9 protein-coding genes are annotated in these 13,674 nt (G+C 68.3%); 6 read left to right on the top strand and 3 right to left on the bottom strand.

Annotation, left to right across the window (positions count from 1 at the left end; genetic code table 11):
* Positions 1-6 precede the first annotated feature (6 nt).
* Together OHS16_RS06440 and OHS16_RS06435 are read right to left on the bottom strand one after the other, a co-directional pair.
* A complete protein-coding gene (locus tag OHS16_RS06440; RefSeq protein WP_328536205.1) occupies positions 7-2,943 on the bottom strand; it encodes a DEAD/DEAH box helicase in 2,937 nt (978 codons plus the stop codon).
* A 66-nt stretch (positions 2,944-3,009) separates the two neighbouring features.
* Positions 3,010-4,293: a serine/threonine-protein kinase gene (locus OHS16_RS06435; RefSeq protein WP_328536204.1), complete on the bottom strand. Its 1,284-nt coding sequence runs from the start codon at positions 4,291-4,293 to the stop codon at positions 3,010-3,012.
* 580 nt (positions 4,294-4,873) lie between these two features.
* On the opposite strand from OHS16_RS06435, the gene OHS16_RS06430 reads away from it, so the two are divergent.
* The 5 genes from OHS16_RS06430 (at position 4,874) to OHS16_RS06410 (ending at position 12,014) form a co-directional block, all read left to right on the top strand.
* A complete protein-coding gene (locus tag OHS16_RS06430) occupies positions 4,874-5,458 on the top strand; it encodes a hypothetical protein (protein WP_328536203.1) in 585 nt (194 codons plus the stop codon).
* 1,720 nt (positions 5,459-7,178) lie between these two features.
* Positions 7,179-7,781: a TetR/AcrR family transcriptional regulator gene (locus OHS16_RS06425; RefSeq protein WP_328536202.1), complete on the top strand. Its 603-nt coding sequence runs from the start codon at positions 7,179-7,181 to the stop codon at positions 7,779-7,781.
* A 116-nt stretch (positions 7,782-7,897) separates the two neighbouring features.
* Positions 7,898-8,821: a TauD/TfdA dioxygenase family protein gene (locus tag OHS16_RS06420; RefSeq protein WP_328536201.1), complete on the top strand. Its 924-nt coding sequence runs from the start codon at positions 7,898-7,900 to the stop codon at positions 8,819-8,821.
* A 51-nt stretch (positions 8,822-8,872) separates the two neighbouring features.
* Positions 8,873-10,222 (top strand): MFS transporter, encoded by a 1,350-nt coding sequence (locus OHS16_RS06415; RefSeq protein WP_328536200.1) that lies wholly within the window; start codon positions 8,873-8,875, stop codon positions 10,220-10,222.
* Between the two features lie 82 nt (positions 10,223-10,304).
* Entirely contained in the window at positions 10,305-12,014 is a 1,710-nt protein-coding gene (locus OHS16_RS06410; RefSeq protein WP_328536199.1) for an aldehyde dehydrogenase family protein, read from the top strand.
* A gap of 77 nt (positions 12,015-12,091) precedes the next feature.
* Here the strand turns inward: OHS16_RS06410 and OHS16_RS32085 are convergent, their stop codons facing one another.
* Positions 12,092-12,304 (bottom strand): methyltransferase family protein, encoded by a 213-nt coding sequence (locus OHS16_RS32085; protein ID WP_443042749.1) that lies wholly within the window; start codon positions 12,302-12,304, stop codon positions 12,092-12,094.
* Between the two features lie 996 nt (positions 12,305-13,300).
* On the opposite strand from OHS16_RS32085, the gene OHS16_RS06400 reads away from it, so the two are divergent.
* On the top strand, positions 13,301-13,612 hold the full coding sequence (locus OHS16_RS06400; protein ID WP_328536197.1) for a hypothetical protein: 312 nt from the start codon (positions 13,301-13,303) through the stop codon (positions 13,610-13,612).
* Positions 13,613-13,674 lie beyond the last annotated feature (62 nt).

The following is a 13,674-nucleotide window of genomic DNA, read 5'->3' as shown; positions in this document are numbered from 1 at the left end:
CTCTTCTCACAGGGCGGCGGGCGCGGCGGACAGGGACGCGGCCGGGGCGTCGGGGTCGGGGAGCAGGACCGCGAGCACCCGCAGCATCGGGCGCTGTCCGGTGGTCAGCAGGTCGTCGGCGAGATCGACCAGGCGCTTCCTGGTGTGCTCGCCGGAGAGCGTGGGCTGCTCCCACTCGCCGAGGCGTTCCTTGTGCTGTGCGATCGACTCGCGCAGCGGCAGGTCCCAGGCGTCGCGATGCTCCTCCATGAAGGATTCGGCCGCGGTCAGTACGTCCGGAATGGCGGCGCTCAGCGGGGCGGGGTCGCGGTAGCGGAGCTTGTTCGCCATGGTGGAGCCGACTCCTGAGCGGCGCAGCAGGGACACCATGTCCGCGTCCACGGCCCCACGCCTGGTCACGCCCATCCACTTCACGACGGTGGGTCGGCCGAGGCTGTTCGAGTACACGCCCTGCACGAGGAACGTGGGCTCCGTGACACCGGCGGTGATCATCGGGGCCTCCTGGCGGCCGAGCCTGACGAGGACCTTGTCGGTCAGCCACTCGACCACCGGGTGAAGGTCGGTGAGTAGCGAGATCTCCGGCCAGCTCGACGTGGAGTCCGCCTCGCGGGCCCTCTGGAGCGAGTGCTGGGCGAGCCGCCGGTTGAAGGTGACGAGCAGGCGTTCGCGCAGGCCCTGCTCACGCAGGTAGTCCACGGGAAGCGCCTTGAGCCGGTGGAGCAGGTCGGCGGGAGGGCGGAAGGACAGTAGCCCCGACTGGTCGTCGCGGTCGAGGTCCAGCCGCTCGCGGGCGTCGGGGTACACCTCTCGTAGCGCCTCGTCCAGGAAGTGGGCGGTGGACTCGAAGAGGCGGGGGAGTACGGCGCGGCTTGGGCCGGCGCCGCTCGCGGGCGCTTCCGAGACGCCTGTCGTGGCATCGTCGGCGTCTTCCGCCGGATGCTCTCCGACCGAGCCGAAGAAGTCCGCGAGGAAGTCGTCCATCCCTGTCGCATCCGCGTCGGCTCCGGACTGCCGGGCGTCCAGGGACTCGTCCACGCTCTTGCCGCGCAGCAGGTCCTGAATCAGTGACTTCTCCTCGACCTCCGCCCGGTAGAGCCCGCTGACGGCCTCGGCGGTGCCGAGCGCGCGGTATGCCTGGTCCTCGCGCTCCAGCAGGCGCTCGGAGACGAGCGTGTCGTCCTTGGCGCCTTCGACCTCGCTGGTGAGGATCAGCGCCCGGAACTGCGGCTGATGGGCCTGCCCGTAGCGGTCGATGCGGCCGTTGCGCTGCTCGATGCGGATTAGCGACCAGGGGACGTCGTAGTGGACGAGCTGGTGGCACTGGCGGTGCAGGTTGACGCCCTCCGAGGCCACATCGCCGGTCAGAAGGATGCGTACCGGAGCGCCGGCGAGCCCGAACTTCTCCACGACGTCCATCTGCTGTTCGTCGGAGAGGCCGCCGTGCATTACCTGGGTGCAGCCCTGCGCTGTACGCCCCCGGAAGCCGAGGGCGGCGGGCAGGACGGTGCCGAGCCATTCCAGGGTCTGGACGCGTTCGGAGAAGATGACGACGCGGGTATCGGAGGAGGGGCCGACACCGATGGCCTTCAGCTGCCGCACCAGTGCGCCGAACTTCGCGGAATCCGCCTCGCTCATGTCCGCAGCCAGTTCCGCGAGGCGGTGAAGGGCGGACAGCTCGGCCGCGGTGCCCCGCGGGTCGTCCTTCTTCTCCAGCGTCTTGACCCGTGCGGCGACCGTGGCCTTGAACGCCGAGTGTGAGGACAGGAACGACTTCAGGAGCGTGTACGGGAAGAGCGGGACCGAGCTCACGGAGCTGCCGCCGTCATACGGCAGCCAGACTGCGGCCAGCTCCTCGAAGATCTTCTCTTCGGCGGGGGTGGCCGGGCAGTGCACCGCTTCGGACGGGCCGCGGTCGGCCCACTGGCCCTTCATCTGCTCGCGGACCTCGGTGCTGACCTTCGTACGCCGGATGAAGAGGTGCTCGATGTCCTCGGCCCGGTAGTTCTCCGGGTCGCGGATCGCTGCCGGGTCCAGCAGACTGATGAGCTCGGCGAACGACCTGGCGTCGCCGTTGTGCGGAGTGGCGGAGGCGAGGATTAGGGCGTCGGTGCGCGGGGCCAGGGTCTGGGCGAGTTGATTGCGGAGCGAGCCTCGGTTGATGAGGTTGTGCGACTCGTCGATGACGACCGCGTCCCAGCGGATCTGCTCCAGGTGGTGCCGGTACTGGTCGGTGTTCTTCAGGGTGTCGATGGAGACGATCACGCGCTTGAAGAAGGTGAACGGATTGCGCCCGGCCGGGATCTCTCGCTGGATCCGCTCGATGCCCACCGAGTCCAGCCGCACCAGCGGAATCGAAAACCTAGTCCACATCTCGTGCTGGAACTGCTCCAGTACGTGCTGCGGGGTGACGACAAGGATTCGCTCACCGCGGCCACGGCGGATCAGCTCGGCGAGCGTGAGGCCGATCTCCAGGGTCTTACCCAGGCCCACCACGTCCGCGATGAGGAGGCGGGGGCGGAGATTCGCGCCGGAGAGGGCGAGTTCGGCGGGTCGGCGCTGATAGGGGAGCGCATCCATGAGGAACGAGTCCGCGAGGGCGAGCCGACGTTCCGACTGCGGCAGCGCCGTACGGCGCAGGACGGCCTCCAGGAAGAGACGGGAGCGGCGGTAGTTCGGGGAGTCGTCCGCGATCAGCCGGGTCTCCCGGGGGTCGATCAACTCGATGGCGTCCAGCCGAGTGAAAAAGACGGCTTCCTGGTCGCGGACGAAGTCGGACGCGCCGACCACCTCGACGCGGGCCCCGTCGTCCTTGGTCTGCACGCAGCTCTTGACCAGCCACACCTCGTCACGTACGAGAACCTGAGCACCCGCAGGGAACTGCTCATGTCCCAACTTGTCCGAAACGTCGCCGTGCTGCTCGGAGCTGGACTGGACGACGGTCACCCGTGGCCTCCTGTGGCGTTTCGTGGCGGATGGGGCAGGTCCTCCAGTATCGCGGGTCCGTGCCCGTCAGAAGGCCGCGGATGCCGCATAGACCTCGCGGAGCCGCTGGGCGGTGATCCGGGCCTGGGCTGAGTGGCGGGGTCGCCCGGCGCGACCCTTGGTCGTGGGGCCAGGTTCCGGGCGGGTGGTCGGCGCCGCTCGGCCCGTGTCCGCGGCCGACGCCGTGGGAGGGGTCTGGGCCTGACCTGTGGCGCCAGGGGTCGCGGGCTGCGACTCGGGACGGTTGACGAGTGTGGGCGTCTGCTCTGGGCCGGTGGACGGCAGCACACGAGTCGTCGCGGTACCAGGATCGGCCGTCGTGGGTGCGGCAGAGGCCGTTGCGGCGGTGAGCGCGGAAGGGGAGACGGGGACGGTCGGTGCCTTGATCGTAGGAAGCAGGCTGTCCATCAGCTGTGTGGGTGCGGCAGTGTGGCTCGTCAGCCGACGTCGCGCCTGGGCGACCTTGAAGCCCTGCGCCTCGATCAGGGCGCGGCTCTGTTGCACCACGTCGTCGAGTGCGGGTCGGTCCTGGGCCTGGTGCGCCAGCATGGCCGTCAGCAGGGGCACGAGCTCGTCCGGTACACCCGACAGGTCGGGAGCTTTCGCCGGGTCGGTGACCTGGTGGAACAGGACATGGATGTTGCCCGCCTGGTAGGGGAGGTGGCCGGAGGCGGCGAACAGAAGCACGGCGCCGAGGGCATACACGTCGACGGCCGGCGTCAGCGGCTTCTCACCGTTGGCCTGTTCCGGCGGCATGCAGGACGGGGTGCCGACGACGGTGTTGGGTGCGGTGAGGGACACGCTCGATTCGGCGAAGACCGCGAGGCCGAAGTCGATGATCTTCGGACCATTGGGACCGAGCAGTACGTTCGCGGGCTTGAGGTCGCGGTGCAGCAGACCCTGCTTGTGCACGGTCGCGAGTGCCTCGGCAAGAGTTGCCCCGAGCGACGCCGTGAGCAAGGAGGGGAGCGGTCCGTGGCTCGCCACGTGTCGGCTCAGGTCGAGCCCCTCGATGTACTCGGTGGCCAGCCACGGTCGGTCCGCTTCCGGATCGGCGTCCAGGAGCGCGGCGATCCGGGCGCCCCAGATGGTCTTGAGGATCTCCACTTCCTGGGCGAAGCGCTGCCGCGTCTCGGAATCTACGACGGACGGCTTGATCACCTTGACTGCGGCGGGCTCGCCGCCCGGGGACTCTCCCAGGTACACCTGCCCCATCCCGCCTTGCCCGATACGACCGAGCAGCTCGTAGCCGCCCAGCTCGGTGGGGTCGTGTGGGCTGAGAGGTGCGATGTGCACGAGCTGCCTTTCCATTCGGACGCGAGGATGGAGCCTCCGCGACGACCGGCCGGGACGGGCGCGAGAGTGTCAACGCCACGGCAGGTGTCACAGGGAAGTATGTGACCACGGCGACGCCGCCACGTTATCCATTCTGAGTGCGGTTCCATACCGTCTCGCAGCGGCGGTACGAATCGCCCCACGAGCCGCCAGCGTCATCAAGCCTGCCAAACCGCTGCCGTTGTGTGTGCGGCGGCGAGGCTCCGACGACAAAGGTCTCGAAAGCTTGACTGCGCCCGGCTGGTTTCGGCAGGTGTTCTGACCCCCTTCCCTTTTGCCGCGACGGTCTCCTCCCCGTAGATCATGGCTGGTGATGCGGGGCCGGGTCAGCTGCACCCAAGAAATACGGCATCGCTGCGAGGCGACGTGGAATACGCCGTACGGTTGCGGGTGAGTGGTGAGAATCTAGGCGGCCGGCGGTCTGGTTCAGGGCACTGGAAACGAGGGGAGTGGGCATCAATGGGGCCGTGCTCAACAGGTCCCCATCAGTTCCTGAGCCAACCCGCCGGAAGATGACTTCGCATCAGTGTCATAGTCGTCTGCCACTCTGCTCATCATGACGCGGACAGAATTCGTGAACCTCTCGTTCTTCTGGGGCTGGTGGACGTTCTTCGAGGCCGTATGGATCTCTTTGCTGTGGCGGACGCGCACTCGTGTGCTCGGTGGCGTGGTGTACCGGATGCCCGGTGTGCGACGCATGCGGCGCAGCGTCTGCGAAAAGCGCGTCGAGGTGCTGCTGGCCCAGTTGGAGCGCAGAGAGATCCCGCCCGAAGCGCGACCGGACCGCGAGGAACTCGTTGACCGGTGGCACCGCATCTCCATCGGGCGATGCGTCTCCGTGTTCCTCCAGGCGGTACCCGTGCTGGTCGTGGTGCTGGCCTTCTGGTGGGCGACATCGCTCGCCCGGACCGCAGTCACGCCTTTCTGGATGTTCGCCGTCATCGCCGGTTTCGGTGCCGTCTCCATCACGCTCATGGATGTTCGGGCGGCTCTGCAACTCCCTGCGCACCCAGGCACGGTACACAGCTCGTACGATGCCGCCTGCCGCCCGAGAGCGAGTGGGGGCGAGCACGGAGCATCTGATCGCCAAACTCGGCGACGGCAACCAGCGTTACCTGTTCTGCGAGGGGGCGGAGCGTGATATCGCGGTTCGTGACTTGTCTTGGCTCGTTTCCGACGCACTACGCCGCAGCTGCCGTCCGCGTACACAGCGCGACGGTCTGCTGATTGCCGATGTCGCAATCCTGGCGGAAGTGCCGGAGCCAGACGCTGTGAGCGTCGTCGAGCCGCTCAGGAACCGCCTTCTTGCGGGGGCGGGCAGGATGGCGTTGGCGGTGGGGCTTCTCACCGGGGCGGCCCTCTTCCCGGGCGGGGGTGCCGTTTCGGATCTCCTGGCGGCCGCAGGTCTGGCAAGCGTTGCCCTGATCTGCCCGCCGCTCCGCGAGGCTCTGCACCGAGCCAGAGACCTACTCGTCAGCAGTTCGATAAATGACAACAGGCTAACTGAGACGACGGACGAAGACCTGGGCCCTGAGCGCTCCTCGTCGGCTACCCCCGCCCCCACCGCGCCGACCACTCGGCCGTCGCCGCAGGAACACGGGTCAGCCGGCCGATAGCGCCCCGCCTTGTCACCTCGCGTGAGCCACCCCGTGATCGAATTCTCCACGGATGCCATGGCGGCAAGCCCCGCAACTCCCAGCTGCATGCACTGCCGTCGACCATGCGGGCGAGCCAGTGACCATGCGACGGGCAGGGCGGCAATATCGGCCAAGAGCCGCGCTGGCCGCTGGGCTAACGGCTGTCATCGGATTGCTGACCATGGAGCAGTTGGAGGCGTTCCTGCCTGCCGCCGACGTCACGTTGTAGGCCGACGTGCTCGATGCCATCGACGAGATCGTTGCGCCCGGTGGCACGGCCTGCAACAGCGACGACGACTTCGAGCTGCGGGCCGACCATCGACGGCGCTGACGCGAGTCGGCTCGGTAGGCCACGGTCGGTCGGGTTGCACTCCGGGTTCACTGCGACGGCACGCTGGCGAGGCGGACGGTATGGCTGGATGTGCAACCATCGATGCGCGTCGGCTCCCGTGCGAGTGCCGCGAGCTCCCCGACCCCTGCATATGCGCCACCAGGGATCACGCCTCGCCGTAGCCCCCGCGTTGCTACAGGCTTCGCCCTGACGCTCATCTGACGCTCCACGCGTCCAATGACTGATAGGCGAGCCGGTAAACTCGCGCTGACCTGCGGTTTTGTTGGTTCGTCTCGAGGCCACGTGTTTCCGATGACGCATCACGTGGAGTGCGTGGCGATCTTGGCGCCTGCGGTAAAGGCCATCTGACCTGCGGTTTTTCTGGGTCCTGCCGTTTCCGGGTGGGTCGGGTCAACCTGTTTTCGTGGGTGCAACAGGTGGGGCGATCCGGGGGGCCTGCGCTTTTTGGGGTGAGGGGTAGTCGAAGGGCGTCGGGGTGACTGTCTTGCGAACGTTCTACGCTCAAATGACGCTGGCTTCGATGGTCCGCCGGGCTATGGACATTGGTGAGACCGAGGCCTGCAAGTCCACGGCTGTCCTGGTCGTCGGCGTTGAGCCGAAGTCGCTCCTCTGGGTCGACGACGAGATCAGCGACCTCGACCGCGCATGGATGGCGACACAGGACCGGGGACAGACCCTGCCCCGCCGCGTCGATTTCGCAATCGCCGTCTCTTTCCCTGCCTGGACGAGGAATGCACCGCCGGTCGGCCCGCCGTGCGATCTCGCACCAGGTCGACCACCAAGGCATCGGCGGGCAGTATCCCTCGTAGGGGGCTCCGGACGACGAGTTCGCCTCGTTCCGGCCGGTCCTGCGGAGACCGTAGGCTCTGGGCATGGCGGGTATGCAGCGGGACGGGGCCGTACGAGGGCCGGGGCGCCCGCGCGAGGAGCGGGTCACAGGAGCCGTCCTGACCGCGGTCGTGGACCTGGTCACCGAGCAGGGGATCGGGGCGGTCACGATGGACGCCGTCGCGTCGCGCGCCGGGGTGAGCAAACCGGCCATGTATCGGCGGTGGCCCACCAAGCAGGAGCTGATCATCGCCGCTGCCGAGAGCCGTCTCGGCGTCCTGTCGGTGCCTGATCTGGGCGACTTCCGCGCCGAGCTCCGCTTCGTCCTCACCGCTCGCCTGGAGGCGTATCGGCTGCCTGGGTCGGACCGGCTGATCGCGGGCCTGATCGGAGCGGCGGCCGAGACAGGCGCGGCACGGGGCCAGTACGCGGAGTACACCGAGCGGATCACGAGTGAGACGAGGCGCATCCTCGAGCGGGGGATGGCCCGCGGTGACGTGGACCCGGACACCGATGTCCGGGCCGCAGCCACTCTGGTGGCCGCTCCTCTGATCTTCCGGCTGATCGGCGAGCAGGAGATGCCCGACGCCCGCTTCGTGGAGACGCTGGTCGAGCTCGTGGCCCGAGCTGTGGGCCCGACCGGCTGACGCCTGGCATCCACGGCTTTCCCGCGCCCCATTTCTCGTGGTGCCAAGCCCTTGCCTCGCCGCACCCTGATAACGATACTTCCGGTAACGATTTTCCCAGCCGTTTCGGAGGACCCATGGACAGCGCCGTCACCACCCCCGCCCCCGCGCTCGACAAGCCGCTGATGCACTACGGCAAGCGCACGCTCGACCGCATCGCGCCGGACGCGTCCCAGCCCGACTACCAGCTCGTGGACATCCGCCCGCTCACCCCGCACGTCGGCGCCGAGATCGAGGGCGTCGACCTCTCGCTCCCGATCGGCGAGGACGTCGCGGAGGAGATCAGGCAGGCCCTTCTGGAGTGGAAGGTGCTCTTCTTCCGCGGCCAGCACGGCTTCGACCCGCAGTCCCAGCTTGCGTTCTCCGCGCTGTGGGGCGAGCCGGAGGCAAACCCGTTCTTCCCCAAGGGAGACACGGTCGGAGTCTCCCGGCTGGCCAAGGACGCCATGGCCATGGGCACCGAGAACATCTGGCACAGCGACCACTCGTTCATGGCCGCGCCGGCCCTCGGCTCCGTGCTGCGGGCTGTCGAGGTTCCGTCCGCCGGCGGCGACACCATGTGGGCGGACATGGCGGCCGCCTACGACAACCTCACCGACTCCATGAAGGAGCGCATCGACGCCCTCACCGCGGTGCACGACTGGGTGCCCAGTTGGGGCTCGCTGATGACCGAGGCCCAGCTCGCCGCGCATCGCGAGAACCTGCCGGCCGTCGAGCACCCCGTGGTCGTCCGCCACCCACGTACCGGCCGCAAGCTTCTCTACGTCAACGAGCCCTTCACCACTCGGATCGTCGGCCTGTCGGACCCGGAGAGCCGTGAATTGCTCGACGAGCTCGTCCTCCAGGCGCGCATCCCCGAGTACCAGGTGCGCTTTCGCTGGCAGCCGGGCTCGGTCGCGATCTGGGACAACATCGCCACCCAGCACTACGCGATCAACGACTACTTCCCGCAGCGCCGTGTCATGGAGCGCATCGCGATCGTCGGCGTCCCGCTCTCCTGAATGACCTCCCGGCCCTTCCTCCCCACCCTGCCCAGTCTCCGCGGAGCCCTTGTGACCGACACCGATGTCGCACCCGCTGTGCCCGCCGGCCCCCCGAAGGCGCCGAGCGGAACGAGGCGCCGAGCGTGGACCGTCACCGCGCTGCTCGTCGTCCTCATGATGATCAATTTCGCCGACAAGTCCGTACTCGGTCTGGCCGCGGATGAGATCCGACAGGACCTCGGCCTGTCCGCATCGGCCTTCGGCCTCGCCAGCAGCGCCTTCTTCCTGCTGTTCTCGATATCCGGTGCCACCGTCGGGCTCCTCGCCGACCGCGTACGGCCGAAATGGCTGCTGCTGATCATGGCCGTTCTGTGGTCCGTCTCCCAGGCACCACTGGCCGTCGGAGGAGGGCTCGCGGTGCTCATCACCTCACGTGTTCTCCTCGGCGCCGCAGAGGGGCCCGCCTTCCCGGTCGCCCAGCAGACGACCCTTTCCTGGTTCCCCAACCACCGGCGCAACCTGCCAGGGGCGCTGATCGTCCTGGGGATTACGCTGGGGGTCCTGGTCGCCGCTCCCGTGCTGACGTGGTTGATCAACCATCACGGCTGGCGCTCGGCCGTCGCCGCGGTGGCGCTGGTCGGCGTGGTGTGGACGCTGCTGTGGATACGCTTCGGGGAAGAGGGGCCGTACGCGACCACGTCGGACAAGGACTCCCCGGCCGAGGCGGCCTCCGGCAACGGGCCAGGGACGGGCAAGGGGACTGGGGCCGTGCGCCAGGCACAGCCCAAGATGCCGTACCGCCGAATTCTTGCGACCCGTACCTGGATCGGCGTCACGATCGCCTACTTCAGCACCTACTGGGTGATCGCCTTCGCCCTGGTGTGGCTCCCCTCCTACCTCCGTGATGGTCTTGGCTACTCATCGGCCGTGTCCACACAGCTGCTGATGCTGTTCTGGGGCCTGAGTGGAATCCTCGTGCTCGGACAGGCGGGCCTGACCGGATGGATGCTTCGCCGCGGAATCGCGAGCCGGTGGGCCCGCGGTTGGGTCGGCGGTGTCCTTCTGCTCATCTCCGGTGTTTCCTGTCTGGCCCTGCCCGTGGCCCCGGCCGGTGCCGTGACCGTCGTGCTGCTGGTCGGTGCGTTCGCCCTCGCCGGGGCGATGGGCAGCATCGCCGCCACCACCATCATGGAGCTGGCTCCTGCCGATCGTCGCGGCGGCGCCCTGGGCATCATGAACGCCGTGGTGACCACCGCCGGTCTGATCGCCCCGACGCTGATCGGCAGCCTCGTGGACAGCCATGGAGCGGGGGGCTACCAGTACGCGGTCCTGGTCACCGGTGCCTTGCTCCTGGTGGGCGGAACCGCCGCCGTCACGCTGATCAACCCCGATCGCGACGCCCGCCTGCTCTCCGTGTGACGACACGTACGGGCCTGCTCCTTGGCACAAAGCACGGGGCAGGCCCCGCCCTTCCCACTCCCACCTTCCGTAAGGGACGACGTTGAACACCAGCGCCCTCGACATCTCTTTCCTCGACCGCACCGTGGCCGACGTACGCGGCACCGCCGAGTCCTGGTCCACCACCCCGCTCGCCGAACGCATCGTCCTCCTGGAGCGGCTGCAGCCGCGTGTCATCGCACGTGCGGCCGCGATGGCCGCTGCGGGCTCTCGGGCGAAGGGGTACGAACCAAACTCCCCCTGGGCGGCGGAAGACTGGACGGGTGGCCCGTGGGCTCTGGCTCAGAACACCGCGGCGCTTCTTCACGTCCTTCGACGGATCGCTGCGGGCAGGGATCCGCTGGGCCCCAAGGCTGTGCTCGAGGAGAACGGCCGCACCCACGTGGACGTCTTCCCCGCGACCGGCTGGGACACCCTGCTGCTCAACGGATTCACGGCCCAGGTGTGGATGCGCCCAGGCGTCACGGCGGAGCAGGCGCGGGCGCGCGCCGCGGGCGAGTACCGGGGCGGGCAGGGAGACCCGGCGCTGGCCCTGGTGCTGGGGGCCGGCAACGTCGCCGCCATCACCGCGCTCGACATCCTGCACAAGCTCTACGCCGAGGGCCAGGTCGTCATCGCCAAGATGAACCCGGTCAACGCCTATCTGCGCCCCCACTTCGAGTACGTCTTCGCCGAGTTCGTCGAGCGGGGCTGGGTGCGCTTCGTCGACGGCGGCGCGGCGGAGGGCGCCTATCTCACCCGCCACGAAGGCGTCGACGCCATTCACGTCACCGGCAGCGACCGCACCCACGACGCCATCGTCTGGGGCACCGACGAGGACGCCGAGCGACGCCGCCGTGACGACCTCCCGCTGATCGCCAAGCCCTTCAGCAGCGAACTGGGCGGCGTCAGTCCCTGCATCGTGGCGCCGGGCCCCTGGAGCGACGCCGACTTCCGCTTCCAGGCCGAACACATCGTCACCAGCAAGATGAACAACTCCGGCCATAACTGCATCGCCAGCCAGATCCTGGTCCTGCCTCGCGCCTGGGACGGCACCGAGCGGCTTCTCGGCGAGATCCGACGGGTACTGCGCGATCTACCCCCGCGCACCGACTACTACCCCGGCGCCGCAGGCCGCCTCGCCGCGGTACGCGAGGCACACCCGCAGGCGGAGACGCACGGCGACGACTGCCGACTACTCGTCCCCGACATCACCGACCACCACGACGACGTCCTCATCACCGGCGAGGTCTTCGGCAGCGCCCTGGGCGTCGTACGCCTGCCAGGCGCGACCCCGGCCGAATTCCTGCGCCAAGCGGTCGGCTTCGCCAACGACACCCTGCCCGGCACCCTCGGCGCAACCCTGATCGTCCACCCGAGGACCGAGAAGGCCCACGGTGAGGCCGTGCGCGCCGCCGTCGCCGATCTGCGCTACGGCACGCTGGGCGTCAACTGCTGGTCGGGCGTCGGCTTTTTGCTCGGTTTCACTCCGTGGGGCGCCTTCCCCGGCCACACACGCCAGGACATCGGCAGCGGCATCGGCTTCGTCCACAACGCGTTCATGCTCGAAGACGTCGAGAAGACCGTGCTGCGCGCCCCGTTCACACCGGCCCCGCGTGGACTGGTCACGGGCGACCCGTCGATGTCCCCGCGCCCCCCGTATTTCGTTACCCACCGCACGGCGCTGACCACGGTGGAGCGCCTCACCCGCTTCACGGCGGCGCCGAGCCTGGCGAAACTGCCCGCACTCTTCGCCGCCGCGCTGCGGGGCTGACGCCTGGCTCTCGGCCGGCGTATCCGCCGCGTCCGCACGCACGCGCACGCCGAAGTACCTGTACGGAGACCTGATGCTCAATCTTGCCGGCCTGCTGGAAACCAGCGCCCGTACCGTGCCCGACCGCACGGCGGTCGTGCTGCGAGCGCCCGCAGCAGGCGGCGCAACGGCTCGATGTGCGCGCCGCATCTCTCGGCCAGTGCGCTCACCGGAAGCGGACCGCCAGCCTCGTCCAACATCGTCGGCATGTTCAGCTTGGCCACGACGTAGACGGCCTGGGAGACCTGAATCCTCCCATCATCTGCATCATGACGTCTGTCGGCTTGGGCGGGGCCATCTGCGCTCTCCTCTTAAGTCCGTCGGTGACGACGGATTGGTCGAACAGTCGATGGCCGACGGCGATCCTTCCCCCAAACCAGGCAGCAATCGCGCGCGAGGTCGTCGGCCACGCCAGGGGTGGTAGTGACGAGTTCAAGCGACAAACCACCCTTGATGGCAGGCGCTCCTGCAAATTTTCACGTAGCCACCAGCGGCCACAAGGAGATTGGGGTTGGAATTATTCAGCTCTTGCAAGGACCTAATCGCGCAGACCGGTAACGGGCCTCGGAGGACGCCGGACCGAGACGTCGAAGCTTGATGTGGTCGACTTCGGACGCAACCCGCTGGCCCGGCAGTTCGGCCGGTACGGCACGCTCAACGTCCGTTACGGCAAGGTGAAGAAGGGGCAGCCGCCGCGGCGGCGGAACGTGCTGTCGGTGATGGACTGGGCCGTCGAGGCGGTCGCCGATCATGTCGAGAACGTCCGGCCGCGCTTCGGATTCCCCGACCACCCGGCTGTGTGGATCACCGAACGCGGGGGCCGTCCAGCCCGGCTCGATCAACGACCGGTTCGAGGCATACGGCGATGCCCTAAAGCTCCCAAAAGATCTAACTCCCCACTCAATCCGACCTTCTTACGTCACGCATCTGACCGAGGACGGAGTCGACCGCCGGTTCATCCAACTTCTCTTGAGCCGCTGGAAGCGCGTCCACGACGTTCAGCACGAGCCTGTGGTGGGCGGAGATCTGTGTGGTGACGGTCTACCACCGTCCATCACGCGGTTTCCCCGGAGGTCCGATGCTGGTGCAGAGGGTGTTGATGCCCGCCTCGTCGCTTGAGTCGTGGACAGTCCTTGGCGATGGAGGCGGCACGGTCGAGCCGATCGAGCGCTACTTGGCCTACCTGACCGGCATCGAGCGGTCGCTGGACACGGTCAAGGCGTACGCCCACGATCTGAAGGACTGGTTTGTCTTCTTCGGCCAGCCGCTGGCACAACCCCGAGGGGCGCCTGGTGACGCTGGTCCTGATGCGGTGCGGACCGCGGGTCGGCGACACCTGCAATGCCGCCTTCGACTGCATCGTCCGGGGCGGGGACGGCGCCACCTACCTGCGCTACGTCAACCGGAAGATGAAACGCGAGGCCCTGGTCACGATCGACGAGGAGGTCGAGGGCGAGATCACCGCCCAGCAGCGGCGGGTGCTGGAACACTGGCCCGACGGCAGCCGGTGGCTGTTCCCGGCCCCGCGGATCAACCCCGACGGCACCCAGCCCCGCTGACCACGCACTCCCACCCGTGCTGCCCCGGAGACGATGCCCGTCGCTTCCGCAGCAATTCCGGG

This window comes from Streptomyces sp. NBC_00344 (assembly GCF_036088315.1).
In the GTDB taxonomy this organism is placed as follows: Bacteria; Actinomycetota; Actinomycetes; order Streptomycetales; family Streptomycetaceae; genus Streptomyces.
This window is presented reverse-complemented; position numbering and strand designations above follow the sequence as displayed.

Coding starts and splice junctions, on each gene's coding strand:
- OHS16_RS06435 (WP_328536204.1), bottom strand. CDS start 4,293: ATGGAAAGGCAGCTCGTGCACATCGCACCTCTCAGCCCACACGACCCC.
- OHS16_RS06430 (WP_328536203.1), top strand. CDS start 4,874: ATGACGCGGACAGAATTCGTGAACCTCTCGTTCTTCTGGGGCTGGTGG.
- OHS16_RS06425 (WP_328536202.1), top strand. CDS start 7,179: ATGGCGGGTATGCAGCGGGACGGGGCCGTACGAGGGCCGGGGCGCCCG.
- OHS16_RS06420 (WP_328536201.1), top strand. CDS start 7,898: ATGGACAGCGCCGTCACCACCCCCGCCCCCGCGCTCGACAAGCCGCTG.